Genomic DNA, 25,449 nt, shown 5'->3' with positions numbered 1-25,449 from the left:
GGGGCAAAGAAACCATGAGTACCAAGACAGAAACATTGAAAACCAGAGATTTTAGCGGGTTTGTGACCAAATATGCGATTTACATCGTGCTCGTCGTATTGGTCATCGGTATCGCGATTTATGATCCGCGATTTTTATCGGTGAACATTTTACGTGATATTTTGCTTCAATCATCCACACGCGTCATTATCGCATTGGGTGCTGCGTTCATCCTGATTACGGGGGGAACGGATCTTTCGACCGGTCGTATCGTCGGCTTGTCGGCTGTCATTTCCGCATCGATGCTGCAAACAGAAGAATATGGCAGAAAATTTTTCCCGGATTTACCGCAGCTGCCTTTGATTGTTCCGATTTTGATCGCAATTGCAGCGGGTCTTTTGATCGGTTGGATTAATGGCGTTATTGTCGCCAAATTTAAAGTACCGCCATTTATCGCAACGTTGGGTACGATGGTAGCCGTGTACGGTGCCAACTCCCTTTACTTTGACATGAAGCCGAACCAGTCGCAGCCAATCGGTGGTTTGAGAGCAGACTTCAGTAATCTGGGTACAGGCTTTATCGGAAAAGACGCAACATACTCCATTCCATATATTGTCATCATTGCGATTGTTGTCTCGTTAATCGTTTGGGTCGTGTTTAACAAAACGAAGTTGGGCAAGTACATGTACGCGATCGGCGGCAACATCCACGCAGCTACCGTTTCGGGTATTAACGTGAACAAGTATCTGATCTACATCTATGCGATCGCAGGCGCTTTATACGGTTTGGCTGGGGTGCTGGAAGCAGCGAGAACAGGCGGAGCAACGAATAACTACGGTAACATGTACGAGCTTGATGCGATTGCGGCTTGCGTCGTCGGCGGCGTATCCACTTCAGGCGGTATCGGTACGGTGCCTGGCGTTCTTGCAGGAGTATTGATTTTCAGCGTAATCAACTATGGTTTGACATTTATCGGTATTAGCCCTTACTGGCAATTGATCATTAAAGGATTAATTATCGTAGCGGCTGTAGCGTTCGATATGCGTAAATACATGAATTCCAAATAAACACCAGATTCATTGTCAGAAATTGGCTATATGAAAAAGGTAAATCGGGCTGTCGAAATATGCGACAGCCCGTTATAATATATCTTGATGAAAGCGATTACTTTCAGAGCCTAAGGGGGAACGGCATTTGGAAAGCAGCATACTGAAAGCCCAAAAGAAACGAGTTTTTAAGGTCTCTTTGAGAAGTAAAATTGTCGGGACTTTTGTGATTGTATCTTTACTCGTCGGGGTGACGAGCGGATTATCGTATACATATTTGAACAAAGTGGACAGCTCTTATTCTAAACTGCTAAGCGATAACGTTGCGATTCTCAAGAATGTTTCCGAAATTAAAGAGAAAACGCAGATGCAAAATAGCTTGCTTTTCGGCTATGTGCTAGATCCGTCTAAGGATAAGGAAAAACGGTTGACCGACATGAACGCGACCTTGTCATCGATCATTAAAGAGATGGGTGAACTTGCCAAAAATGAGGACGAGCAGAGCGCTATTCAGTCCATGATGGACTCGAACCAGACTTTTGCCAGACTGGTCAAAAAGGTAACCGAATATGCCGATAAAGGCAACGCCTCGCTGGCGAAAGCAGAAGCTATGCAGTGGGCGATTCCGACTACGGAAACGTTGACGCAGGCAGTGGACAAGATTGAAGAGCTGGAGAAGGCCGTGCAAGAAGAAGCTTCCGCCAGGAATCATTCAGCGGTAACCTCGACGATCCGCACTTTAATTTGGGTAAGCGTGACTGCGTTCGTATTTGCCCTCGCAATCGGTCTTCTGCTGTCACGCATGATTGTGACTCCGATGCGTTCCATGGTACGGGTAGCGGAGCGAATTGCCGCAAGCGATTTGACTGTAAGTGATATTCAAGTGAAGAACCGCGATGAATTAAGAGATTTGGCTATAGCTTTCAATCAAATGAAAGCAAATCTGCACAGCCTGATCAGCCAGGTTGGCAGTAGCGCCAAACAGGTGGCGGCCGCGTCGGAGGCGCTGAGCATTGGCTCCGGCCAAGTGAGCGAGTCCTCGGAACAGATCACCAATATCGTGCAGGAGATTTCCTCCGGTACTGATGCGCAAGTGCGCAGCGTACACATGGGCGTTGCGATCATGGAGGAAATGTCTTCGGCCGTTGATCAGATCGCCAGTGTGACACAGGCTGCTAATGTGAAATCAACCCATGCGCAGCAGGAAGCGGGGGCTGGTAATGAGGCAGTGGATACGGCTATTGCCCAGATGAACTCCATTCATCAAAAGATGAAGGAGCTCGCTGCTTCCGTGCAAAGACTCGGGCAGCGCTCCGAGCAAATCGTTAACGCGAACGGAATGATTGCGAATATCGCAAGACAAACGAATATGCTTGCGCTGAATGCCTCCATTGAAGCGGCCCGCGCTGGCGCTGCAGGCAAAGGTTTCGCAGTCGTTGCCGACGAAATTCGCAAGCTATCGATGCAAACCGGGGCGGCTGCCGAAGAAGTCGCTGAGCTTGTCGAGAGCATCCAGGCCGAAACATCGGAGGTCGTCAGCTCTACTGAAGCAGGAAGTCGTGAGGTGGCGACAGGGCTTGAGGTTGTAGGCGAAGCCAGAGATACCTTCCAACGCATACAAAGCGCGATGGACGAGCTCGCTAGCCAGATCGAGGAGGTCACCGGACGATCCGCCGACATTTCGGAGAAAACCCGCGCAGCCGTGGAGGTCATTCGGTCTATCGATGAAGTCGCCGGCCAGACCGCAGCAGGCGCAAGAGTCGTCTCTTCCAACGTCGAAGGCCAGTATGCCAGCATGGAGGAAATCGTATCCTCGGCGACTGTACTGAACAGCATGGCTGAAGATTTGCAGAAGCTGATCGGCAGATTTCGTGTTTAAATGGCAAACCTAGACAGGATTTTTATAGCACTGCGACGAATAAGACTAGGATTAGATGCCTGGTCTTATTTTTTTCTACGGTGGCACAACACTTCGCACCGAGTATTTCAGGTTACCGATTGCGCTTATCGCAGTCCGATTTCGCCCAATTGCAAGAACGTAGTGAATGGAGTTAGCGGCTGGAGTTCGATTTTGCCAGCTTATAATGCGCTCATCGAACGTCCTCTTGCACAAACCAAGCTGCAATTTTGTAAAATCGGACTCTAAACTGTTTTGGTAGATGTATCTTATATGCAATTGTGTTTTTTCGGACTTTAGAGGTGATATGCTCGATTTCTGCGTCATTTGGATGCATGACCGCTTTGAATGTTGAGTTTAGACGTTGAATGAGCAAGCTCAATGCGGACGGTATAAGCTTCGATGGTTAATGGTCACTTTAGGGGGACATATTTTATTTAGGATGTGAATGTTTTGAGGAAGTGGATGGTTAGTTTAGTTTTGATAGCTATGCTGCTTGGTCAGGGAGCTTCGATGGCGAATGCCGCGATCTCTTTCGACAGTAATGGAGATGGGAAAATCAGGTTGGACGAGATCGTGAGATATATGCAGTCTAACCATGATCAGGATATTAACGGTGATGGGTCGGTTAACGTACAGGATACAAAGGAATTATTAAGTCTGATCTCGCCGGAAGTCGTAGAGTCTCCGATACAGAGTGCAGTTGTCACGGGAATGGTATATGACCAGCTTCATGTTCCTGTTCAAGGAGCTGCAGTCCGGTTAAATGGAGAATCACTTGATGAAAGTGATGACTTTGGATGGTTTAATATCGACGATGTGCTTCCCGGCAGCGGGAACATACTGACTGCGGAGAAATACGGCCGTCAAGCCGCAACGCAGCCTTTCACCGTAACAGCAAAGGTCGGCGATACTTCAACGCATAATCTGCAGCTGGATCTGCCTACCGGTACGGTGACGGGTACCGTGTATGCCAGTGAGAATGTGCCTCTGGGTCAAGTGGAAGTGAGCGTTTTGGGCGGGGAACCGGGAATCGATTACCCGAAGGCCATTACGGACAGTGACGGAAAATACGTGCTGTACAATGTCCCGATTGGAATGCGGATGCTTCTAGTGACTCCATTGAGTTATGCGATCGTAGGATCGATTGAGGTTCAAGAGGGATTGAACCCCGGCATCGACTTAACGAACGTTGGGTATAATTTCATTACGGTTTCCGGAAAAGCTGCAGACTCACATGGCATTGGACTGGCCAACGCAACAATAACCATGAAACAGGGGATCGATATTATTCAAACGGCCACCTCCGATGAAGACGGCCGATTCGAGTTTAATTCCGTTATTCCGAATATGCATTTCTCCTGGCACCTGCAAAAAGAAGGGTATATGGATGCCAGTTGGGATGGCTTGAGCGCTTCGGATAATACGTCTATTGTAGGAAAAGAATTCAGAACTGTGACCTCCGCACCGATAACGACCGATCTGGAAATGAAGTATGCCTTTGGCACGATGGCAAAGTCGTTTTACGTTAATCTTGGCGGTTATGAGGGGTTGGTGGAAAGATCGCTGAGCACTTATTCATTATTAAAATCGAAGAAACCTGATGACTCGGAGGATCAGATTGCTTTTGTTGGGGGAACGGATTCAATTAATAATGACGATATAGAAAGATTGAATGCGGCGCTGCGGGATAGCTCTGTCAGTCAGATCTATTTATATGATTCTATTGCGGCTCCGGGCAAAACAATGGCTGCTCCAGAACGAGATGTGACCATCTTTAGTAACTCGGAGAAATTCATACAGGCTCAGATTCCAGTTACTGCCAGATTGCAATGGACAAACGTTACAAAGATTCCACTCCCTTATCACCAGGTAGTGGGTATCGTTAGAGACGAGAACAAGCAGCCGCGCCCCCTTGCGTTTGTGAACTTGGAGTTAAATGGAATTGTAGTGGGATCAGTGCTGACTGACAATAATGGATTTTACTTTTTCGACAACTTGAATGCTGGTTCTGCATACACGATTACTGTAAACAGAGGGGAGTATTATGAACAACGTAAAGATTTTATTGCCCCCAATTATGTGAACGCCTATCCTATTCTGACAAGTCATGATTTGGAATTGACAGCCCAGCACGTCGCTAACTTTCTCGATGTGAAAAATCCGTCCAAAGGAGCAAATAAATTTCCGATGCCTCTGGTTCCGGCTGGCTACTCCGTAAGTATTGAAAATAGCTCTGATATTCTTAAAATAAAACATGATGGCGAAATCATGCTAGGAAATACGAACGTCTCTGTAACACTTACATTTAAAGTCACGTATGGCACTATGCCAGCGGGTTACAGGGCATTTACGGTAACTGTTCCTGCCAATAACTAAACGCAATAAAGCCGATTCTGCGGGTCTCAACGTACACCCCCGAACCGGCTTTATTTATGTTCGTTTTTAATCCCGCACTTCAACAATCAGCTCAATCTCCACCGGCGTGCGAAAAGGCAGCTCGCTAGTGCCGATCGCAGACCGGGCATGCTTTCCGTTTTCGCCGAAAACGGCGACAAGCAGATCGGACGCGCCGTTGGTCGCCAAGATAGCCTTTCATCACAGCGGGCTCCGGCGATGGCCGAAGCATGATGCCTAGCACCAGCAAACGTTGTTCGATTTGTAACATAGTCAGTGACTTCCGAATGAATGGTGTGAATGGACTAAACTCAGAGCTCCAGTCCTTTAGGATCAGATCCGAGGATAATGTAATAATTTCCAGGGTAGATTACTCTTGAGGTGATGTTATATGCCATGAAGCAAGTATTCCACATTCACCGACAATTGAAGTGAATCATAATGAATAATATGCAGATTGATGAATAATTCCCTAAAGCGTTTATTCTATATCCGAATCCCTTTATTTTTTTGGAAAAAACCATTTTCCCACCGGCTCGAAGACCGCCTTCAACGGAAGGTAAGGACTGGGTACAGGGACACCTGCAATAAAAAGCGACCCAATCACCGCCGCGGTCAGCATGAATCCGGTGTAAAAGAAAGCATCCTTCTTCTCCTTATTCCTTATCAATTCAACAATCTGCACATAGCATATGCATGCTATAAACAGCAGGTACAACGCTATTTTCACAGGTTTCACGTAACCGGCACCTCCGGAATAGGACCTTCTTCCGACAGGGATGAAGGCTTTTTTTTTCGTTTGGCCCATGCGGCCGCCAGCAGCATTAGAAGTGGAATAATAATTTCAAATGGAGCGACATACCATTGGTATACTTCTCCTGCAAAAAAGATCATTTCTGCGTTGTTCCGGTAAATAATACGGGAATACAACAGCATAAGAATGCTCAATGGAACCAGATAGGTCCGAAACCGTTTGGAGGACAAGATCGTTGTAAGGGATTTGGCGCTAACATACAGGCAAACGCAGATTTTGACAAAGCCTCCCATCACCCAGGTAAAAATCACTGCCGGCTCCACACGCTCAATGAAATCGGCTATCGAAATGTACTGATAGGCCGTATAGCTTGGATAGATCAATCTTGACGACAGTTCGCCCAGTATCAACGTATTTCGAATATTGATAAGCAGAAGCAGCAGACCTCCTGCAACGGTGGTCCACAGCACCGTTTTTTTTGCTTGTTCAATTTTATTAAGCTGCGGAATAATCATCGCGAACAACACCGTTTCGCATAATGGGAACCCGATAAGCCCCGTCATTCCCTGCAAAATCGGCGTCCAGCCTTTATCGATAACGGGCAGAAGATTGCTAGGTTGAAAATCTTTCCCCATGAATATAATTGAAAACATTCCTTCCGTTAAAACGAAACCAAGAATAAAGATAGAACAGCGGGCAAGCACTTCGATGCCTGCATACGCGGCCCACAACACAGTTGCCACCATAACAGCGGCAATAACCACCGGAGGCGTCTTGGGAAGGGCCACCATCAATATTAACTCGGTGAAATTACGCACTACCATCACACCAAGGTGAAACGCGTACCAAGCGTAACAAATGCCTATGAGACGTCCGATCCAGACGCCGAACAGTTCCTCGCCGATCTCGATGAGATTCTTCCCCGGATATAATTGGCATAGATGCGAATACATCCATACGATGCCTAAGGAAACGGCAATGGCGAGAAGAATTGAAATCCATGCGTCATGTCCGGCTACGGCAGCCAGCGGAAGAGTTAGCGTACTTCCCAACAGAAACATATACATCACAGCTGCAAAACCCGTGTTCGGCAGACGTTCGACTCCTTTTTCCATATCTCTTCCACCACCGTCATTTGATCATTTCTTTCTCCCGAAGCTGAAGCCCCGGACCTGACATGCCCGCACGCTGTACAACAAATGTAACATCGACCGTAATTTCCGCTTCTGCAAACAGCTTGTCCCAATGCTCTTTATGCTGCTTCCATGTGTTGTTGTCCTTCTTGTGAAGCGTCTCTCCAAAACCGAATATATCGGAATTGTAATTTTTTTGCACATATTCGATCGTTTTCCGCATACGCTGGCTGATCTGTTTATTCATTTCGTTTTCCACCAGGTAATAATATTTCGGGTTCACCAAATTTAGTTGGCTAACGTTTTCTTCAATTGCTCCATTCCCCTTCAAATGGATAGAGATATGTAGTTTCCCTGCCTTTAAGGATAGATCGACAACCCGGGAAGCTTGAATCAATCTCACGCTGACAACTCCTTGGTTATCCGGAAGAGAGGCAGTTATTAAGCTCTGTTTCAGCTTTCCGGTTACCCACTGCAACATCTGCGTCTGCTTTGCATCCAGATAACCCACTAGCTTCAAGTCCTTGAAAACAGCCGTACTGTTCAAGTTAAACGTATGCTTGCTTCTGTTCTTCGCTTGTACTTCTTTTGTGTTCTTGGAAAGCTCAATTGCTCCCATAATCGGCTGTACGCCTTCAGCAGCAGAGGAATTCATCAGATCCCTCAACGTCACAGCCGTTGCACCGATCAGATTTTCCATCTCGCGGACCGCTTCGGACGGCACGAACTCCAACGGGTAATCGGTAGTCAGCGCATCCTTTCCTTCTCCCCCCTTAACGACCAACACATAGGTGCGAAGCCGTGTTGTCGGATTGCGGCCAAAGTAGTCAAGAAGATTCTTAATTCCGTTTCTCGCAAGCTTCTCTCCGATAAATATCACACGCCGGTGTGATACAAAAAACCTGCGTGACAATTTGGGTTGTTCTTGCTGAACCAATTCCATTACATTGTTGCCGTCTCCCTCTAGCACAAAGTATTTTTCGGTCTTCTCAGCAGCAGTCCCGATTTGCCGGGCCGGTATCGCCATTTGTACCATGCCACTATAACGGCCGTCCTCGTGAAGATCTATCGAAGAGGCGATCACCAGCGCAATATCATTGACTTCCTTACGATCCCAGCAGCCCGTGCATACCAGAGCCAAAGCTATTAGCAAGATCCCGATTGCACGTTGAGGAATCATTAATAACAGCTCTCCTTTCCTGTCCGCCTAATTGTCCCGATCCGGTCCCGGTTTCTGTCCTTGCGGAACGCGAACCGGATCCTGATAACCTGTCAACCGGGGGCGCAGCTTCATGTTCCAATGAGGAGCGCGGATCAATACGTCTCTCAAACCTCCGAAGTTAACCGGAGCAATCGGAGAGAAGTACGGAATCCCGAAGGAACGCAGGGAGCTCAGGTGGATCAGTATTCCGAGAAATCCGATTCCGATTCCGAACAATCCAAGGGTCCCGCCAAGAATAATTAACGGAAACCGAAGGACACGAACGCTATACTGCATGTTAAATCGGGGAATCGCAAATGATGCAATCCCTGTAATCGAGACGACGATAACCATTGGCGTGGATACGATACCCGCTTGTACTGCAGCTTCCCCGATTACAAGGACCCCGACAATGCTTACGGCTGAGCCGACTTGCTTTGGCAAACGCACTCCCGCTTCCCGAAGCGCCTCGAAGGTGATTTCCATCAGCAGCGCTTCCACTAATGCCGGGAACGGATTCGCTTCACGGGCCCCGGCAATAGTCAACAGCAAATTGGTCGGAATCATCTCCTGATGAAAGGTTGAAATTGCCACATAGAGCGAAGGCAGAAAGAGTGCGATTACAAATAAAAGAAACCGTATCCAACGAAAGAACGTACCGATCATGTACCGCTCGTAATAATCCTCTGAGCTTTGCAGCCCGCCCCAGAATGTCAACGGCACAAGGAGGGCGCTTGGCGATCCGCTGGCCAGGACAGCAATCTTGCCTTCGAGCAAATTGCCTACGACGACATCCGGCCTTTCCGTGTTCTGCACCTGTGGAAACGGCGAATACGGCATATCCTCAATGAACTCTTCGATATAGCCCGAATCGACAATTCCGTCAATATCGATACTCGATACGCGATTGCGCACCTCCTGCACGACAGAATCGGTAGCAATACCATCGATATAGGCCATAACGACCTTCGTTTGGGTAAGCTTCCCCAACGTAAGCGACTCCATCTTGAAATGGGGCGTCGGCAAGCGTCTGCGAAGCATGATCAAATTGGTCTGAAGCTGCTCGATAAAACCCTCCCGGGGACCGCGAATCAACGTTTCCGCCTCGGGCTCTGCAATTTTGCGCTCCGGTGTTTTCCCCATACCGTTAATCAAAAGGCTGCGCTCACCGTCGGCCAGGATTGCCACATTACCGACAAACACGCCTTTCACAAGCTCGTCCAACGTACCCGCCGGCGTTATTGTACCTATTGTTCGAATTTGCTCTAATCGTTCGGCAAGACTTAAGCATGGTTTTCCTTCTTCTGTAATCACATCGTTCGGTGCCGCTTGCAGCAGCTGAGCGAAGAACTGCAGGTCAACCATTCCTTCTACATAAACAAGCAGCACTTCACAATCATTCCATTTCACCGGCTGAAACACGACGTCTGAACAATTCGCAAAATGTTCTTCCAATATCGCCATAGTGGTACCCAGGCTTTCGTTTAAATCCTCTGCCGGCTTGAAGCTGCGCTGCAGTTCCTGTATCAATTCTTTATGTCGGGGCGAAGTCATCCATCGCTTCAAGATATGTTTCATCCTAAGATTCCTCCCTGCACTTGTTTATAATAAATATTAGCAAGGAAGCACATGAACGAATGGGATCGGAACGGCCTTGGCCTCCAATGCTCCGACTCAGCTGGTTCAAACACCAGATGCCCGTTCTTCAATCTTTTCCGGATCAAATCGACATTCCTCGTTATATCCTCAACGAAGCCTTCACTTGGTCCACGAACAGAAGCTTCGGCTGTGGGTTCCCAAACGTTACCGAGTGATTGTCCAAGAGGTTCTATGATTTGTTCAACAATAAGACTAGTTGTATCAGCCCTTAACGAGGAAATCTCCACTTCCCATTAATGCTAGCTATATTGTGTTCTGTGGTGGAATTTTTATACATATGCCGATTATGTTAAAGTAGAACTTATCATGAGAACGGGGGCGAAGTAGGTATGGAATTATACATTTCTAATGAATTTTAAGCCGGATTCCTTAGTGTACGGAATTTAAGATAGATATTAAGTATCTGACGATCATCCGTCGTTTTCAGGTTACGAAATATGACATCCCCGCATTTGGCAATATGAATCCCCTAAATCCATTTCAAAGTACAGTTATTTTTTTCATGCGGAATCAAAATTGTACAATTGCAATAAAAAACGCCTCCCCAACCCGTTGCGTACAGTCTGTCCAGACTGTAGCAGCATGATTAGAGAGGCGTTTTAAGCTACGACTTGCCCTTGCGCGTCATCTCCGCAAGGCCGATCCACTGCTCCTCGGTCACCTCGAGCAGATCGTTGAACTGCCCGGCACCCTGCAGCCATTCGCCGCCGTCAATCGTGACGACTTCACCGTTGATGTACCCGGCGTAGTCCGAGATGAGGTAGGCGGCGAGATTCGCCAACTCCTCTTTGTCGCCGACGCGGCGCAGCGGCACGCGGTTTAACAGCTTCTCCGACAGCTCCGGCGTCGGAGCCAGCCGGCTCCACGCGCCGTCGGTCGGGAACAGTCCCGGCGCGATGGCGACCTGCCGGATGCCGTGCCGTGCCCACTCAACGGCGAGCGAGCGCGTCATGGCGAGCACGCCGGCCTTAGCGGCGGCGGACGGCACGACGAAGCCGGAGCCGGTCGAGGCGTAGGAGGTCACGATATTGAGCATCGTGCCGCCGGTACCTTGCTCAATCCACTTTTTGCCGACTTCCAGCGTCGTATAAAAGGTACCGTGCAGCACGATGTTCAGCACCGCATCCACCGCGCGCGGGGAGAGATGCTCCGTTGGGCTGGCAAAGTTGCCGGCCGCGTTATTTATGAGTACATCAATGCGGCCGTAATGCTGCTCCACACCTTCCACCATATCTTTAATCTGCACAGGATCCCGCACGTCACAAGTCTTATAAAATACCTCTTTACCACCGGCGCTCATCTCAGAAGCGGCCTTAGCCAATACTTCCTCACGGCGGCTGGAAATGGCCAGCTTCGCGCCCAGTTCCAGGAATCGCTCCCCCATAGCACGGCCGAGCCCAGTACCGCCACCCGTGATAAGAACCACTTTGTCCTTCAGCAATGTGGGTTCAAACATGCGCCTCGCCCCCTTTCTAGTATTGTTGCTGCCGGATAAATGCAGCCTCGAATTCCTCGATGCGTTCGGCCAAATCGGCCGGCAGCGGGGTACTCTTTTGCGTATGTACATCCACGTAAACCCCGACGCTGGTTGCAAGACTAACCACCTGCTGCGTCTCACGATTCACAATCGCATACTGCGTCTCAACCGAGGAAGTACCGATCCGGCTAATTTTCATATAAATATCTAGGGTATCGTTAAAATGCGCCTGTGACTTGTAAGTGACTGATTGGCTGACAAGAAAAAATGTTTTATCTGCGGGACCGTTATCAGCCAACGCAAAAAATAACCCCAATGCATTCATATATTCGCAACGGGCCTGCTCCATATAAATAACGGAAGATACATGACTCAAATGCCCATTGGCATCGGTTTCGCAGAACCGGACTTTTGTGGGCGTATAAAAGCGGAAGCCTTCTAATTCAGCATTTTTCATAGAAAGTCTAGTCTCCTGTAAAATAGGTTTGATATTGCTCGCGAAGCTCGCGCTTCATAAATTTGCCCACGGAAGACCGTGGGATTTCCTCCAGGAAAATCAGATCGTCGGGAATCCGCCACTTGGCGAATTTATTACTCAGGAAGCCGAGTATCTCATCTTTGTCGCCAGCTTGCAGCGCCACATCTTTCAACATGACAAATGCAAGAGGACGTTCGTCCCATTTCGGATGAGGGACCCCGATCACACAAGCTTCGAACACGTTGGGATGAGCCATTAAAGCGTTTTCCAAATCGAGTGAGGAGATCCATTCGCCGCCGCTCTTGATTAAATCCTTCGCGCGGTCCGACGTTCTTCATATCCAGCCTAGGGACCAGCAATCCTTGAGTAGCCCGGGTCTTGTACGGCTCCTCCAAAGGCGCCTCGCGCTGATAGCTCTTCAGGCATGCAATAGTGACGAGCGGGTAGGTTTCGGTCATTCCGTAAGCATGATAGAAGGGCACTTTCAAGTTCTGCTCGTAGCATTCAATGAGGCTTCGGGGCGCGGCCGATCCTCCGCATATAACGGCGCGCAGGCTGGTCAGATCAGCCTTCATCGCCTCTTGAACCTTAAGAGCAGCCGTCCAAACCGTTGGGACACCGGCGGCTATGGTTACTTTTTCCTCCTCGATCATACGCAACAAGATATACGGTGTGGGCATAGGTCCGGGAAGCACCTGTTTACTGCCGAACCAGACCGAGGCGAAGGGAAGCCCCCACGCATTGATGTGAAACATCGGCACGATGGGCATGACGGTATCCCGTTCGGATAGATCGAGCGAATCGGTTATCCCGATACTCAGCGAGTGAAGATAGATCCCTCGGTGCGAGTAAACGACACCGTTGGGATTCCCCGTGGTGGCGGACGTATAGCACATACCTGCGGGAGCGCTTTCATTCGTCTGTGCGGTGTACTCGAAGGAAGCATCGCTGCTCTCTAATATGTTCTCATATAAATAGACCGGCTGTAAAGAAGTAGGCGGAAGCTCTAGGCGCCCTATTTTTAATAAATAAAGCTTGCATGGCAGAATACAATGCTGTATATTGTAATTGATCAATCACTAACGATAGAAGCCATGTGCTTGACGCCCGTACAGGAGGTTTTGAATTGGCTAAGAAAGAATTACAAACTGCAGCGAATCGTAAAGAGGATATACTGGAAGCTGCGGTAGCCGTGTTTGCGGAGCACGGTTATTATCGGGCTACTACCGCGCTGGTTGCGCAGAAAGCCGGCATATCACAGCCCTATGTGTTTCGGTTTTTTGGGACGAAGGAGGAGTTGTTCGTTGCGGCATTGGAGCGGGCATTCGGGCGTATCTACCGTGAGTTTAGCCGAGTGGACAGTACATCGGAGGGTTTGATTCCGGATTTGATTGCAGCTTACGAAGAGCTTTCAGAGGCGTATCCGAACGAGATTGCCTTGCAGCTTCAAGCGATGGCTATCCCTGAGGAATCAATCCGAGAGGCCGCCCGGCAAGGCTGGTTAAGCATCCGCGATCTCGTATTGGATAAATTTACGAAGGCTGGCATCGAGCAAGCCGAGGATCAGGTGGTTACATTTATGGCGAGAGGGATCTTTTGCAATATCGTTGCCGTATTAGAGGTTCCTGCTTTAATGTTCAAAGATCATTCTCGTTCAGAAGGTCGGCCCCCAAGGGAAGTAAATTAAAAAAAAGGTCCCGGCGCAAGCGGTGCTTGCTGGACAGGACCTCTTTATTTTTAATTCTTATTTTCGAGATGCAAGTCTATCAGATGTATGGCAATGGCTTTAAGCTGGGCGGCAGGGCCGGCAAAGCCATATACCGGAACAGAAGACAGAGCCCCATTGATCACCAGCATAAGCTGGTCAGTCAAACTCTCATCATTTATACCCGCTTGTTGGCTCAAGCGTGATAACCGCAAACGGATCGCACGATTGTATTCAACCGCTAACAGATGTACGGGATGGTCTTCTTCAGAGAATTCAGCAAGTGCATTCAAGAAGTGACAACCGCGATGGTATCCCGGCTCCAATAATTCGATGGTGGCATCAATCAATGCTAACAATTGCGCTTTTGGCGATCCTTCATGCTGAGCGACGACCCTATCAAAGTGCTCCCAATTAATATGATCCTGTGCCTCGAGATAAGCAACAATTAAAGCATCTTTGGTTGGGAAATGACGATAGAGCGTGGCTTTACCCACTCCGGATTGTTCAACAATCGTATCCACACCAATCGAACGGATGCCTTCACGATAAAACAAATCAGAAGCCACTTCCAGGATGCGCTGACGTGCAGATGAGCGTGGTGCTGCCATTTATTTCACCTGACCAATCGTTAATGTAAGTTGAGAACTTGTCTATCAAAAATATGACGGAACAGTTCTGTATCAAAGTTTATCACGAGCGCTCATCTTCAGCAAGGGAGGCTGCTGTCCCTATTTCTCCAAAATAAACTTTTCGATAACGTGTCTGACGCCATCGTCGTTATTGCTTCGTGTGATATAGTTCGCCAGCTCTTTGAGCTCAGGCAGTGCGTTGTCCATGGCTACGCCTAGTCCTGCAACCTCAAGCATTTCTCGGTCGTTCCACGCATCGCCGAGCGCGATAACATCATCCAAGCTGCAGCCGATATGCTGGGCCAGGAACGTAATGGCATGACCTTTAGTACCTTCCTTGTGCATGAATTCCAAGTAATGCGGCTTGGATTTGGTGATGTGCAGTTTGTCGCCGAGCAGCGGGAGCAGCTCTTCGCGCAGTCTGTCGCAAACCTCCGGTTCATCGACGATAAGCAGCTTCGGCTGTGGAATATCGATCCACTGACGCAAGTCGCCAACGATATAAGGTGTCTTGGAGAGACGCACGTAGTTTTTAATTTTATCGTTGTCTTCGCCGACATAGAGCTGATCGCCATGATACAGTTGGAGGTGAAGGTTTCTTTTTTCGCAGAAATCGAGCAGCAGCCGTGCGCTTTCCACAGGTACAGTCCGCTCGTAGAGCACTTTTTCATCCAGCAAATTTTTGATCAAGGCGCCTTGATAAGTGATGATCGGCACGTTGAGCCCGATGTGATTGGCAATTTTGGCGGCAGACGGGAAGCTTCTTCCCGTTGCGATCGTGACGGTAACGCCTTTGGCAACGGCTTGATGCATAGCGTCGATCGTTTCCTGTGAAATCGTCAGGTCATCCCTGAGCAGCGTATCGTCTAAATCGGTAGCAACTAATTTGTAAGTCATGTAGTCCTCTCCAATCCGATAAGTTCTTTATATAAAAATTCTTCTACTAGCATAACGGAATGGCGGAAGAATTGCTATAATATTACTTATAAATGATTGGCGAAAAGGAGACACGATCGCATTGGCATCCCCTTATACGGACAAGCTTGAGGCTTTTTTGCGGGTACATCGCAATGTAGAATATGCGCCTTCGATGGAAACCTACATGAAGAACAATTTCCCTTTCTTGGGGATCAAAAATCCGGAGCGTGTGGCGCTAACCAAACAATTTTGGAAGGAACACGGTTTCCCCAAAAGTGAGGAAGGCGTCGTTATTGCACTAGAGCTATGGGAACTGCCTGAGCGGGAATTTGCTTACACGGCCTTGATGATGTTCATTCAATTACGCAAGGGGCTGAAACGCGAGGATATCGATCTGCTTGAGCAATTGGTCGTTTCGAAATCATGGTGGGATACCGTCGATACGATTGCCGACCATTTGATCGGCTATCATTTGCAACGATTCCCTGAGCTGATTCCGTCGTATGTGGAGAAATGGCTGGGCTCGGGCAACATGTGGCTGCAGCGTACGGCCATCCTGTTTCAGCTGAAATACAAAACGAAGACGGATGTTCCGCTGCTTTTCGCTTGTATCCGGCGCATGGCGGATTCGAAGGAATTTTTCATCCGCAAGGCGATCGGATGGGCACTGCGGGAGTATTCGAAGACAGATGCGGATGCTGTTCGGGCTTTTGTAGCTGAGACTGAGCTCTCGCCGCTCAGTGTGCGGGAAGCGCTGAAGGTGATTCAGCGCAAAGAATCCATTTCAACATAACACGGCATATACAAATCCACACGGTTCGCAATCGCGGCTGCGTGGATTTTTTTGTGCATTATGCACGTAAGGAAATATTACACATATATTAATAAAACGCATTAAAATTTATTTATGTAATAAACATTGACATATTCATAACATTGATTTAAAGTAAATAAAATTATTTATGGCAGCCTACACTTGAAAAGGAAGAGGGGAAGATGAAAATGGAAAATATGCTGACGCAAGATTTGCTATCGCGATTGCCTAAAGTTGATCTTCATTTGCACTTGGATGGAAGTGTGAAACCAGAGACGATCCTCGAGCTGGCCCTGAATCAAGGGCTGGAGCTGCCGGTATATGACAAGGATGAATTGATCCCGCATATGCGCGTTAACGAAGAGTGCGGCAGTCTTACCGAATACTTAAGCAAATTCGATTTTACGACGCGATTCCTTCAATCCGCGGAAGCGTTGGAACGCGTCGCCTACGAAGTTCTCGAGCAATCCGCTGAACATAATTGCAAATATGTCGAAGTCCGCTTCGCGCCACAGCTGCATCGTCATCAAGGATTAACGGTCGAAGAAACGATTCACCACGTGGTGGAAGGGTTGAAACGAGGCGGGCGTCAATTTGGCGTGAGAGCCGGCGTGATCGCAATCTGTATGAGAAATCATGATGCGGCAAGCAATCTGGAGGTTGTCAGAGCCGCGGGGAAGTTCGTGGGCAAAGGCGTAGTCGCCGTTGATTTGGCGGGGGATGAAGCCTCTTATCCGCCGGAATTTTTCCGCGAGGTGTTCGCCGAGTCCAGAAGATTGGGCATTCCCGTTACGATTCATGCGGGAGAGGCAGCCGGAGCGGGTAATGTCTATGAAGCGGTCGCCAATCTGGGCGCTGTTCGTATTGGTCATGGCGTACGTTTGAAGGAGAATGCATCGATTTTGGCTATGGTTAAGGACCGCCGGATCCCGCTGGAAATGTGCCCGATCAGCAATATTCAAACCAAGGCGGTACCCGGTTGGGAAGCCTACCCGATTCGCGAATACTTGGAGCAAGGGCTGCTCGTCACGATTAACACGGATAATCCTAGCGTATCAGGAACGAATATTACAAAAGAGTACAGCGTGCTGGCGGATCGATTTGGATTTACAACTCCGGAGCTGGTGAAGCTCATTATGAACGGAGTGGAAGCGGCATTTTTGGAGGAGAGCGACAAGTTATTGTTGAAACGTGAAATGGAAAATGAGCTGAGTAGCCTGGGGCTGCTGAATTAAAAGAGGAGTCTGCTGCATGAAGTTGATGCGGCAGACTCTTTTTGCTTGTAAGGAGGTTCTATGTTTAAAATAAATAAAACATGTTATTTTGTTATGCAAAGGAGAACTATATGAAAAAAATTCAAATGTTGTGCTTATTAGTTATTAGTGTAATAGCAATTGTTGGCTGTAGTTCATCAAGTAAAATCACCTTATCGCATGTACATGGGCTTGGTTATACAGGTGATGGCAAACAAATTCTTATTCCAGCTCATCATGGCCTAGTTAGTTACTCAAATGGAAAATGGGGAAGTTTTGGCGGCGACAAACATGACTATATGGGATTCAATACTGTGGACACCGGCTTTTATAGCAGCGGGCACCCTGCTGAAGGGTCAGATTTGAAGAATCCGCTAGGTATTGTCAAGAGCGATGATAACGGAAAAAAACTACAGATATTAGACCTTCACGGAGTAGAGGATTTCCATGGTATGGCGGTCGGCTATAAAACGCATGCCATTTATGTGTATAACCCAAAGAAGAACGAAAAAATGCCTTCTGCAGGTCTTTTCTATTCTTTAGATGATGCGAGGTCATGGTCAAAGAGCAATCAGGACGGCATTAGTGGCGAGCCAGTCGCAATAGCAGCTCACCCAAGCGATTCTTCAACGGTTGCCTTAATAACAAAAGCAGGCCTTTTTATTTCGAAGGATAAAGGAAACCATTTTAACAAAGTTACAGTGCAATTTCCTACAACAGGGGTATCGTTTACTTTGGCAGGGGATTTATTGATCGGCGGTCCCAACTCCATAGTGATCCAAGATGCTCAACAACAAGTAACTACATTACAGATACCAAAACTTGATCAAGACGATGCTGTTCAATACCTTTCGCAGAACCCGCTTAAAGAAAGTGAACTGGTGTTTTCAACGTTTAAAAAGAACGTATTTATCAGCTATGATAATGGAAGCACTTGGTCACAAATTGCTAATCAAGGAAAAACCCAATGATAGGAGACGCGAGGGCAGTTGCCCTACACGGCTTTTCGTCATTTAATACACAAATATGGGGGTAGACTTTGAAGGGGGTTTGACTTTAATTTATTGTTACCCTACAATATGTAGGGTAACAACTTCATGGATATTTACCCTACGATGTGTGGTGTTAGGAGCTGCTAAATGTCGATCAACAAATTTAAAGTTAATGAAGAGGGGCTTAATCGCTTTTTCGGTGCATTGGAGGCGAAAATAATGGAAGTCATTTGGGCTGCTGGTGAACAGAATATTAAACAAGTACAAGAGAAATTAAGTCTTGAAAGTCCCATTTCCTTTAATGCTGTAAATACGGTAATGAACCGGCTTGTAGATAAGGAACATTTATCAAGACATACAAAGGGACGAACAACGTATTATCATGCGGTGCAATCTAAGGAAGAATTTCTACATGAGCAAACTAAAAGTGTCACTTTAGGCTTGATTGAAGATTTTGGAGGATTGGTTGCTTCTCATTTTGTCGAGGCTTTAGAGCAAGTGGATACTTCATTTCTTCAGCAGTTGGAGGATAAGCTTAACGAATTGAAAAAAAGGAATGAGAATAATGGTTCCTAGGATAAAATCTAAACTATCGTTCAGTTTGATCGTCATGTTAGGAATGTTTATGCTATTTCAGATGGCAGTCTTTTTGCTGCATCATGTTGGAATGAATGCTTTTCATATGAATTCCGCAATGCTTCCAGTAAAAGAGAATTCCTTAGTTGGCTTAATAATTAGTAGTATATTTATAGTCATTTTGGTTAGAATGGTTTGGCAAATTGGAAAGCAAATTCTGTTACTTTTGAAGTGGAGAAAAGCTTTTAAAAATGATCAAGACTTATCAGCTACGATTAACATAAATAAACAATACCCTAGGTTAAACAATAAGATCGTTATCGTGAAAAATGATAATTTGATTGCTCTTACATTAGGTTTTTTAAAGCCGAAGATCGTGATCTCAAATGCTTGGTTTAAGAATTTTACTCAAGAAGAAGTGGAAGCTATCTTACTTCACGAACACTTTCACTGCATGAAACGGGACCCGCTTAAATTCCTTGCAATTCATATTCTACTTGAAGGCATGGCTTACATTCCCAGTTTAAAAAGTTTAGTCGAATATTATAAAACTTGGAGGGAATTGTTAGCAGATCGATATGCTATGGAGCAAATGAAGAATAGCCTAGCTTTAGGTTCTGCCTTATTAAAAATAGCTAAATCTAATCGTGTGGTGAAACATTCCTATAGCGAAGTTACGGCTTATTTCGCCGGAGCCTCGATTAATTACCGAATACAACAAATTGTTCAACCCGAGCATGAAGTTTCTGTTCCGTTTGGAATGAACAAAAGACTTGTAATATCAATAATCGTATTGTTTTTGAATGTATTAGCTTTTATAAGCTGTATAGACAGCCAGTTTGTTTTGCATAAATTTTTATATTAAAGAGATAGGAGCTGTCCAGATGAAAAAATCAATCTTTACTGGTGTCGTAGCACTTACCCTAGTACTGAGTGGTTGTGGAGCAAAAATGGACCATTCGAATATGAATCACGAAGGAAACAATACTGCTATTCCTCAAGCAGGGGAGATGAGTCACGGCGAAAATCACGGTGGTGGAGACACTACAGCCAAAGATGACAATCTTAAAGTTACTTGGAAATTAACCGCGGAAAAACCACAAAGCAATCAAAATGATGATTTAACCATTCAAGTTCAAGACAAGGATGGAAAGCCAGTCCAAGATTTTGAAATACAACACGAAAAACTCATGCACTTGATTATTGTTAGCAAAGATTTATCTTATTTTGAACATATTCATCCAGAATATAAAGGAAACGGATTATTCACCATTACGACAAAGTTCCCTAATGGCGGCGACTATAAGTTATATGCTGATTTCGTTCCTAAAGGTGGAGAGAAATCCGTTAAAGAACATGTTGTAACTGTCGAAGGAGCTGCACCACATGTTGCTGCTCTTAACCCAGATACCGATAAACCGAAAGCAATTGAAAACAAAGAAGTTACTTTATCGTTTGATAAACTTAAAGCTGGAGAAGAGCTGACCATTAATTTCAACATTAAAAATGAAACAACGAAGCAACCTATATCAAATCTCCAACCTTATTTAGGTGCTGTAGGCCATGTTGTAATTATAAGTGAAGATACGGGTCTATACCTGCATGTACACCCAATGGATGAGAAGGCAACAGGTCCTGATGCGAAATTCATGACGACTTTCCCTAAGAGTGGCACTTATAAAATTTGGGGACAGTTCCAACATGAGGGTAAGGTGTTTACAGTTCCATTCACAGTAAAAGTACCTTAATAAAATGAAACGAACTTGGCAATCTTTCCAAGTTCGTTTCTTTATTTTTTGGTTACATTGCCATAGCTAAAGCACGACATTCTCTTGCGCAATTTAAGCACATATGGCCACACATTTGCGATTCGTGGTCATGGTGTCTTAAACACTCATGCCCGCATACCTCACAAACATAAGCACAAAATTCGCAAATGGATTTCATAATTAGACTATGCCTAGCAATATATTTTGCACACAATTCACATATGGAGGCGCAATCGTGAAGTAACTTGATTTGGTGTCTTCGCATATGGGAATCTGGTTGGTGCAGCAAGGAATCCGCTGTTCTTTCGCACATTATTGCACACTCATGTAAGGTTCTAAGTACTCCAGGTATTATTGTCTGCGTCGGCATTTGAACTCTCCTCTAGGTATTTGATTACCTTGTTAAGGTATTCAATGTACAAATGCCCTGATACTTGGAAGTAAGCCCAATTACAGTAGATAGCGAAAAATTATGTTGACATTATAGTATAGGGGGGTATACTATAATTATCAGTTGGGATTTATTCCCTACAACTGAAAATCAAATCAATATAAGGAGGTAGTTAAATATCGGTTCAGGCTAATGCGGCAGCTTCACCAGATCCACGTCGATGGACTGCTTTGTTTTTATTATGTTTAGCCAACTTTATGGTCATCAGAAATTCTCAAAATTTATAGATCGAATTACCTTAAAATCGTTACAGCAGTCCATAACTTCATCAATTTAGAAAAAGTCGAAATTCGAGGAGAGAAGCCCATGTTTTACAAAGCGATTGGAGTAACCATTATTGCCGCGGCATTATTAACTGCTTGCGGAGCAAAACCAGAAGCTGGACATACCGAACACAATGCAGTAACAAAAACAGAAAAGAATGTCGATGCCACAAATAAAAGCCATGAGCAACACGAAGATCACGGTAATAGTACTGATTTTAAAATAGTCACTGATTGGAAGTTGTCTGTTGAAAAGCCCCAACCTAACCAAGATGTCAAGTTATCCATTCAGATCAGTGATGATAAAGGCGGAAAAATTGAAAAGTTTGATGTTAGCCATGAGAAACAAATGCATCTTATTGTAGTCAATAAAGACCTTTCGTACTTTGACCATATACATCCGGATTATAAGGGTGCCGGTCTGTTTGAAATCAGTACGAAATTCCCTAAGAATGGCGAATTTAAGCTAATTGCAGATTTTATTCCAAGCGGAGGAAAGCAAAAAACAGAAAGTCATTGGATTCAGGTCGGGGATAAGACAGAACTTGCAGCAATAACTCTTGACAAGAGTTTGACGACGGTTGTTGATGGTAAAGAAATCACATTAAGCTTCAATAAATTAGAAGCAGGCAAAGATATTGAAATGAAATTTGCGTTTAAGGACAGCAGCTCCAAACAACCTATTACCAATCTACAACCTTATCTAGGCGCTGTTGGACATGTGGTTATTATCAGTAGTGATGTTGAACAGTACATTCATAATCATCCACTGGAAGAAAAGGCAACAGGACCGGATGCGAAATTTGCAACCTCTTTCCCTAAAAGTGGCGTTTATAAAATATGGGGACAATTTCAACAGAACGGGAAATTATTTGTAGTCCCATTCGTGATAAATGTGCCATAAATTCTTGTTGGCATTTATGTGAAAAGAAAAGAATTTTCGTAAAAAAAGGCTTGCATAGGGGAGGGGGGTATAGTATAATAAAACCAAGATAAGGAGGGAGGCCAAATGGAAGCAAAAGCTCTAGTAGAAGACGATTGCTGTTCAGTAAGTCGTAAGAGCCATCACTCAGATAAGCTAAAATCAAATTTGACAGTACGATTAAACCGCATTGAAGGACAAATTCGAGGCATTAAGGGACTTATTGAAAAAGACACCTATTGTGACGAGGTTCTTAACCAAATTGCTGCTATACAATCTGCTTTAAATGGTGTCGGGAAACTTTTGCTTGAGGGTCATATGAAGAGCTGTGTCATTGAACGGATCCAAGCCGGCGACCCTGAAATTATTGATGAGTTATTGGTAACAATAAATAAATTAATGAAATAACTACTACGAGGAGGAAATTGAAATGCAAAACATTACATTGAACGTTGAGGGAATGTCCTGTGGGCACTGCGTAAATTCAATCGAAGGAGCATTAAAAGAAATCGGAGCCAAGGGACGTGTAGATTTGGCTTCAAAAACAGTAGCAATTGAGTTTGACGAAAGTAAACTTAAGCTGGACGCAATTAAAGAAGCTATCGAAGATCAAGGTTACGATGTTAAAGAAGTCTAAGATACCCCTCGAGGGTATCTTTAAGATGGGGGGTCATCATTTTGGAAAAGCCACAATCTTTGGAGCAGCAACAAACCATTTTTCAAATTACCGGTATGACATGTGCCGCCTGTGCAAACAGGATTGAGAAAGGTCTAAATAAATTAGAAGGCGTTGAAGGGGCAACGGTGAACTTTGCACTGGAACAAGCTTCTGTCGTATATGATCCATCGAAAGTCAATCGATCCCAGATGGAACAAAAGATTCAATCATTGGGCTATGATACTGCAAAGGAAACGATGGACTTTCAAATTACGGGTATGACTTGCGCGGCATGTGCGACTCGAATTGAGAAAGGGCTAAATAAAATGCCTGGAGTAGCTAAAGCGACAGTCAATCTTGCTTTAGAGACAGCGCATGTAGAATATACGCCATCGAGTGTATCCGTGAACGATTTAATTAAGAAAGTTGAATCTCTGGGATATAAGGCAGCACCTAAACAAGAAGAACAGAAAGACGCAGGGGATCACCGCAAAAAAGAAATCAAGCGGCAAAAGACTAAATTGGTTATCTCAGCAGTGTTATCTTTCCCATTATTATGGGCAATGGTGAGTCATTTCTCATTTACATCTTTTATTTGGTTACCTGAGCTGTTTATGAATCCTTGGTTTCAATTAGCATTAGCTACTCCTGTGCAATTTATTATTGGCAGACAATTCTATGTTGGGGCCTATAAGGCACTTCGTAATGGCAGTGCAAACATGGATGTGCTTGTTGCTCTTGGAACATCGGCGGCATATTTTTATAGCCTCTACTTAACGATTCAATCATTGAACAGTCATGGTCATCACCAGGTTGAAATGTATTACGAGACAAGCTCGGTTTTGATTACATTAATTCTTTTAGGCAAGTTGTTCGAAGCTTTGGCAAAAGGCAGATCCTCGGAAGCGATTAAAACACTAATGGGATTGCAGGCAAAAACTGCGCTTGTCATTCGTGAGGGTCAAGAAATTAGCATTCCCGTCGAAGAAGTAGTCGTTAATGATGTCATTGTGGTAAAACCAGGTGAGAAAATTCCTGTTGATGGCGTTGTTAGTGAAGGGGTATCCTCTGTCGATGAATCGATGTTGACAGGCGAGAGTATTCCTGTTGAAAAACGCTCGGGCGATCATGCTATCGGGGCAACCATTAACAAAAATGGTGTATTAAAAATTCAAGCGACTAAGGTAGGCAAGGAAACGGCTCTTGCACAAATTATTAAGGTAGTTGAAGAGGCGCAAGGTTCCAAAGCTCCGATTCAAAGGGTTGCTGACACCATTTCAGGGATATTCGTTCCGATTGTAGTTGGTATTGCTATTGTTACCTTTTGCATATGGTACTTCGCTGTTGATCCTGGAAGCTTCGCCAATGCACTTGAAAAAGCAATCGCTGTCCTGGTCATTGCTTGTCCTTGTGCGCTTGGACTCGCAACACCTACTTCCATTATGGCCGGTTCTGGTCGTGCCGCTGAATTAGGCGTCCTTTTTAAAGGCGGAGAGCATTTGGAAGCTACGCATCGAGTTGATGCGATCATTTTAGATAAAACGGGAACAGTAACAAAAGGCAAGCCGGGACTTACTGATGTTATTTTGGCTGATGGTGGAAATGAGCAGCAATTCTTGCGCTGGGTAGGCGCGGCAGAAAAGAACTCAGAGCATCCACTCGCTGAAGCAATCGTTGCCGGAATAAAAGAAAAAGGCGTCGATTTACCGGCAACTGAAGAGTTTGAGGCCATTCCTGGTTTTGGAATCCGCGCGATCGTAGAAGGTAAAGAAATGCTTATAGGGACTCGCAAGCTCATGAATAAGTATGACGTACAGGCTGAATCTGCTTTTGATGTGATGAATCGTCTTGAAGAGTCGGGCAAAACAGCTATGCTCGTTGCAATCGACCGAACATATGCAGGCATGGTTGCTGTTGCTGATACTATCAAAGAGACTTCCAAAGAAGCCGTGCATCGCTTAAAGAATCTTGGCATCAAAGTTGTTATGATTACTGGTGACAATGAACGAACAGCTAAAGCTATTGCCGCAGAAGCAGGAATTGATAATGTTCTAGCAGAGGTGTTGCCAGAAGGTAAAGCTGCTGAAGTAAAGAAACTGCAGGAACAAGGTATGAAGGTTGCGATGGTCGGCGACGGAATCAATGATGCTCCTGCACTTGCTACGGCCGATATCGGCATGGCGATTGGAACAGGGACCGATGTTGCCATGGAAGCTGCAGATGTAACCTTAATGCGCGGCGACCTTAACAGCATTCCAGACGCAATCTTTATGAGTAAGAAGACAATGGCGAATATTAAGCAAAACTTATTCTGGGCGTTAGCTTACAATGTAATAGGGATTCCTATCGCAGCTTTGGGCTTCTTGGCTCCTTGGTTAGCGGGAGCGGCTATGGCGCTAAGTTCGGTTTCTGTAGTATTAAACGCACTAAGATTACAACGAATTAAGCTCTAATTCTGTAAGAAGGAGTGGAACT

At 45.7% G+C, this 25,449-nt stretch carries 26 protein-coding genes and 1 pseudogene; 14 read left to right on the top strand and 13 right to left on the bottom strand.

Annotated elements, in window-relative coordinates:
• Nucleotides 1-14 precede the first annotated feature (14 nt).
• From mglC to ICC18_RS23875, 3 genes are all read left to right on the top strand, one after another.
• Complete coding sequence (mglC, locus tag ICC18_RS23885; RefSeq protein WP_188176971.1) at nt 15-1,046, top strand: galactose/methyl galactoside ABC transporter permease MglC; 1,032 nt, start codon at nt 15-17, stop codon at nt 1,044-1,046.
• Between the two features lie 127 nt (nt 1,047-1,173).
• Nucleotides 1,174-2,904, top strand: coding sequence for a methyl-accepting chemotaxis protein (locus tag ICC18_RS23880; protein WP_223192820.1), 1,731 nt, complete (start codon nt 1,174-1,176; stop codon nt 2,902-2,904).
• Nucleotides 2,905-3,375: 471 nt separating this feature from the next.
• Nucleotides 3,376-5,301: a hypothetical protein gene (locus tag ICC18_RS23875; protein WP_188176970.1), complete on the top strand. Its 1,926-nt coding sequence runs from the start codon at nt 3,376-3,378 to the stop codon at nt 5,299-5,301.
• A gap of 66 nt (nt 5,302-5,367) precedes the next feature.
• On the opposite strand, the pseudogene ICC18_RS33980 reads toward ICC18_RS23875, so the two are convergent.
• The 10 genes and pseudogenes from ICC18_RS33980 to ICC18_RS34630 all read right to left on the bottom strand — a co-directional run.
• Nucleotides 5,368-5,499 (bottom strand): annotated as a pseudogene (locus ICC18_RS33980) (RidA family protein); the annotation flags it as partial.
• Between the two features lie 322 nt (nt 5,500-5,821).
• A complete protein-coding gene (locus ICC18_RS23865) occupies nt 5,822-6,058 on the bottom strand; it encodes a hypothetical protein (RefSeq protein WP_188176969.1) in 237 nt (78 codons plus the stop codon).
• Entirely contained in the window at nt 6,055-7,188 is a 1,134-nt protein-coding gene (locus tag ICC18_RS23860; RefSeq protein ID WP_188176968.1) for a GerAB/ArcD/ProY family transporter, read from the bottom strand. Before ICC18_RS23860 ends, ICC18_RS23865 begins: the two co-directional genes overlap by 4 nt.
• Before the next feature lie 16 nt (nt 7,189-7,204).
• Complete coding sequence (locus tag ICC18_RS23855; RefSeq protein ID WP_188176967.1) at nt 7,205-8,386, bottom strand: Ger(x)C family spore germination protein; 1,182 nt, start codon at nt 8,384-8,386, stop codon at nt 7,205-7,207.
• A 27-nt stretch (nt 8,387-8,413) separates the two neighbouring features.
• On the bottom strand, nt 8,414-9,985 hold the full coding sequence (locus tag ICC18_RS23850; RefSeq protein WP_188176966.1) for a spore germination protein: 1,572 nt from the start codon (nt 9,983-9,985) through the stop codon (nt 8,414-8,416).
• Complete coding sequence (locus tag ICC18_RS23845; protein ID WP_188176965.1) at nt 9,982-10,293, bottom strand: spore germination protein; 312 nt, start codon at nt 10,291-10,293, stop codon at nt 9,982-9,984. The genes ICC18_RS23850 and ICC18_RS23845 overlap by 4 nt, the downstream gene beginning before the upstream one ends.
• A gap of 377 nt (nt 10,294-10,670) precedes the next feature.
• On the bottom strand, nt 10,671-11,522 hold the full coding sequence (locus ICC18_RS23840; protein WP_188176964.1) for an SDR family oxidoreductase: 852 nt from the start codon (nt 11,520-11,522) through the stop codon (nt 10,671-10,673).
• A gap of 16 nt (nt 11,523-11,538) precedes the next feature.
• Nucleotides 11,539-12,000, bottom strand: a complete 462-nt coding sequence (locus ICC18_RS23835; RefSeq protein WP_188176963.1) for an acyl-CoA thioesterase — start codon at nt 11,998-12,000, stop codon at nt 11,539-11,541.
• Between the two features lie 7 nt (nt 12,001-12,007).
• Nucleotides 12,008-12,247: an AMP-binding enzyme gene (locus ICC18_RS33975; protein WP_312029596.1), complete on the bottom strand. Its 240-nt coding sequence runs from the start codon at nt 12,245-12,247 to the stop codon at nt 12,008-12,010.
• Nucleotides 12,156-13,097 carry an AMP-binding protein gene (locus ICC18_RS34630; RefSeq protein WP_312029595.1) on the bottom strand — a complete coding sequence of 314 codons (942 nt, stop codon included), beginning with the start codon at nt 13,095-13,097 and terminating at the stop codon, nt 12,156-12,158. The genes ICC18_RS33975 and ICC18_RS34630 overlap by 92 nt, the downstream gene beginning before the upstream one ends.
• 50 nt (nt 13,098-13,147) lie before the next feature.
• Here ICC18_RS34630 and ICC18_RS23825 point away from each other — a divergent pair, with 50 nt between their 5' ends.
• Nucleotides 13,148-13,708 (top strand): TetR/AcrR family transcriptional regulator, encoded by a 561-nt coding sequence (locus ICC18_RS23825; protein WP_188176962.1) that lies wholly within the window; start codon nt 13,148-13,150, stop codon nt 13,706-13,708.
• Nucleotides 13,709-13,758: 50 nt separating this feature from the next.
• Here the strand turns inward: ICC18_RS23825 and ICC18_RS23820 are convergent, their stop codons facing one another.
• Nucleotides 13,759-14,337: a TetR/AcrR family transcriptional regulator gene (locus tag ICC18_RS23820; RefSeq protein ID WP_188176961.1), complete on the bottom strand. Its 579-nt coding sequence runs from the start codon at nt 14,335-14,337 to the stop codon at nt 13,759-13,761.
• A 120-nt stretch (nt 14,338-14,457) separates the two neighbouring features.
• Nucleotides 14,458-15,255, bottom strand: a complete 798-nt coding sequence (locus tag ICC18_RS23815; protein ID WP_188176960.1) for a Cof-type HAD-IIB family hydrolase — start codon at nt 15,253-15,255, stop codon at nt 14,458-14,460.
• Nucleotides 15,256-15,376: 121 nt separating this feature from the next.
• Between ICC18_RS23815 and ICC18_RS23810 the strand changes: the two genes are divergently transcribed.
• From ICC18_RS23810 to ICC18_RS23785, 6 genes are all read left to right on the top strand, one after another.
• Nucleotides 15,377-16,069 (top strand): DNA alkylation repair protein, encoded by a 693-nt coding sequence (locus ICC18_RS23810; protein ID WP_223192818.1) that lies wholly within the window; start codon nt 15,377-15,379, stop codon nt 16,067-16,069.
• 203 nt (nt 16,070-16,272) lie between these two features.
• Nucleotides 16,273-17,325 (top strand): adenosine deaminase, encoded by a 1,053-nt coding sequence (gene add, locus ICC18_RS23805; protein WP_223192817.1) that lies wholly within the window; start codon nt 16,273-16,275, stop codon nt 17,323-17,325.
• 110 nt (nt 17,326-17,435) lie between these two features.
• Nucleotides 17,436-18,314: a F510_1955 family glycosylhydrolase gene (locus ICC18_RS23800; RefSeq protein WP_188176959.1), complete on the top strand. Its 879-nt coding sequence runs from the start codon at nt 17,436-17,438 to the stop codon at nt 18,312-18,314.
• A gap of 168 nt (nt 18,315-18,482) precedes the next feature.
• The gene (locus ICC18_RS23795) at nt 18,483-18,911 is read left to right on the top strand and encodes a BlaI/MecI/CopY family transcriptional regulator (protein ID WP_188176958.1); all 429 of its coding nucleotides are present in this window, start codon (nt 18,483-18,485) and stop codon (nt 18,909-18,911) included.
• 73 nt (nt 18,912-18,984) lie between these two features.
• Entirely contained in the window at nt 18,985-19,776 is a 792-nt protein-coding gene (locus tag ICC18_RS23790; protein ID WP_188176957.1) for a M56 family metallopeptidase, read from the top strand.
• 19 nt (nt 19,777-19,795) lie between these two features.
• Complete coding sequence (locus tag ICC18_RS23785) at nt 19,796-20,659, top strand: DUF8832 domain-containing protein (RefSeq protein WP_188176956.1); 864 nt, start codon at nt 19,796-19,798, stop codon at nt 20,657-20,659.
• A gap of 52 nt (nt 20,660-20,711) precedes the next feature.
• Here the strand turns inward: ICC18_RS23785 and ICC18_RS35060 are convergent, their stop codons facing one another.
• Nucleotides 20,712-21,050, bottom strand: coding sequence for a four-helix bundle copper-binding protein (locus ICC18_RS35060; protein ID WP_512699404.1), 339 nt, complete (start codon nt 21,048-21,050; stop codon nt 20,712-20,714).
• Nucleotides 21,051-21,437: 387 nt separating this feature from the next.
• Here ICC18_RS35060 and ICC18_RS23780 point away from each other — a divergent pair, with 387 nt between their 5' ends.
• The 4 genes from ICC18_RS23780 (at nt 21,438) to ICC18_RS23765 (ending at nt 25,427) form a co-directional block, all read left to right on the top strand.
• Entirely contained in the window at nt 21,438-22,298 is an 861-nt protein-coding gene (locus tag ICC18_RS23780) for a DUF8832 domain-containing protein (RefSeq protein WP_188176955.1), read from the top strand.
• A gap of 105 nt (nt 22,299-22,403) precedes the next feature.
• Nucleotides 22,404-22,724, top strand: a complete 321-nt coding sequence (locus ICC18_RS23775) for a metal-sensitive transcriptional regulator (RefSeq protein WP_188176954.1) — start codon at nt 22,404-22,406, stop codon at nt 22,722-22,724.
• 22 nt (nt 22,725-22,746) lie between these two features.
• Complete coding sequence (locus tag ICC18_RS23770) at nt 22,747-22,953, top strand: copper ion binding protein (RefSeq protein WP_188176953.1); 207 nt, start codon at nt 22,747-22,749, stop codon at nt 22,951-22,953.
• A gap of 41 nt (nt 22,954-22,994) precedes the next feature.
• Nucleotides 22,995-25,427: a heavy metal translocating P-type ATPase gene (locus ICC18_RS23765; protein ID WP_188176952.1), complete on the top strand. Its 2,433-nt coding sequence runs from the start codon at nt 22,995-22,997 to the stop codon at nt 25,425-25,427.
• Nucleotides 25,428-25,449: the final 22 nt, after the last annotated feature.

The organism is Paenibacillus sedimenti (genome assembly GCF_014534655.1).
Taxonomy (GTDB): domain Bacteria; phylum Bacillota; class Bacilli; order Paenibacillales; family NBRC-103111; genus Paenibacillus_E; species Paenibacillus_E sedimenti.
This window is presented reverse-complemented; position numbering and strand designations above follow the sequence as displayed.

What these genes read in the sequence shown, in the direction of transcription:
- mglC (WP_188176971.1), top strand. Translation starts at nt 15, where the DNA reads ATGAGTACCAAGACAGAAACATTGAAAACCAGAGATTTTAGCGGGTTT.
- ICC18_RS23860 (WP_188176968.1), bottom strand. Translation starts at nt 7,188, where the DNA reads ATGGAAAAAGGAGTCGAACGTCTGCCGAACACGGGTTTTGCAGCTGTG.
- ICC18_RS23855 (WP_188176967.1), bottom strand. Translation starts at nt 8,386, where the DNA reads ATGATTCCTCAACGTGCAATCGGGATCTTGCTAATAGCTTTGGCTCTG.
- ICC18_RS23850 (WP_188176966.1), bottom strand. Translation starts at nt 9,985, where the DNA reads ATGAAACATATCTTGAAGCGATGGATGACTTCGCCCCGACATAAAGAA.
- ICC18_RS23840 (WP_188176964.1), bottom strand. Translation starts at nt 11,522, where the DNA reads ATGTTTGAACCCACATTGCTGAAGGACAAAGTGGTTCTTATCACGGGT.
- ICC18_RS23835 (WP_188176963.1), bottom strand. Translation starts at nt 12,000, where the DNA reads ATGAAAAATGCTGAATTAGAAGGCTTCCGCTTTTATACGCCCACAAAA.
- ICC18_RS23820 (WP_188176961.1), bottom strand. Translation starts at nt 14,337, where the DNA reads ATGGCAGCACCACGCTCATCTGCACGTCAGCGCATCCTGGAAGTGGCT.
- ICC18_RS23815 (WP_188176960.1), bottom strand. Translation starts at nt 15,255, where the DNA reads ATGACTTACAAATTAGTTGCTACCGATTTAGACGATACGCTGCTCAGG.
- add (WP_223192817.1), top strand. Translation starts at nt 16,273, where the DNA reads ATGAAAATGGAAAATATGCTGACGCAAGATTTGCTATCGCGATTGCCT.
- ICC18_RS23800 (WP_188176959.1), top strand. Translation starts at nt 17,436, where the DNA reads ATGAAAAAAATTCAAATGTTGTGCTTATTAGTTATTAGTGTAATAGCA.
- ICC18_RS23795 (WP_188176958.1), top strand. Translation starts at nt 18,483, where the DNA reads ATGTCGATCAACAAATTTAAAGTTAATGAAGAGGGGCTTAATCGCTTT.
- ICC18_RS23785 (WP_188176956.1), top strand. Translation starts at nt 19,796, where the DNA reads ATGAAAAAATCAATCTTTACTGGTGTCGTAGCACTTACCCTAGTACTG.
- ICC18_RS35060 (WP_512699404.1), bottom strand. Translation starts at nt 21,050, where the DNA reads ATGCCGACGCAGACAATAATACCTGGAGTACTTAGAACCTTACATGAG.
- ICC18_RS23780 (WP_188176955.1), top strand. Translation starts at nt 21,438, where the DNA reads ATGTTTTACAAAGCGATTGGAGTAACCATTATTGCCGCGGCATTATTA.
- ICC18_RS23775 (WP_188176954.1), top strand. Translation starts at nt 22,404, where the DNA reads ATGGAAGCAAAAGCTCTAGTAGAAGACGATTGCTGTTCAGTAAGTCGT.
- ICC18_RS23770 (WP_188176953.1), top strand. Translation starts at nt 22,747, where the DNA reads ATGCAAAACATTACATTGAACGTTGAGGGAATGTCCTGTGGGCACTGC.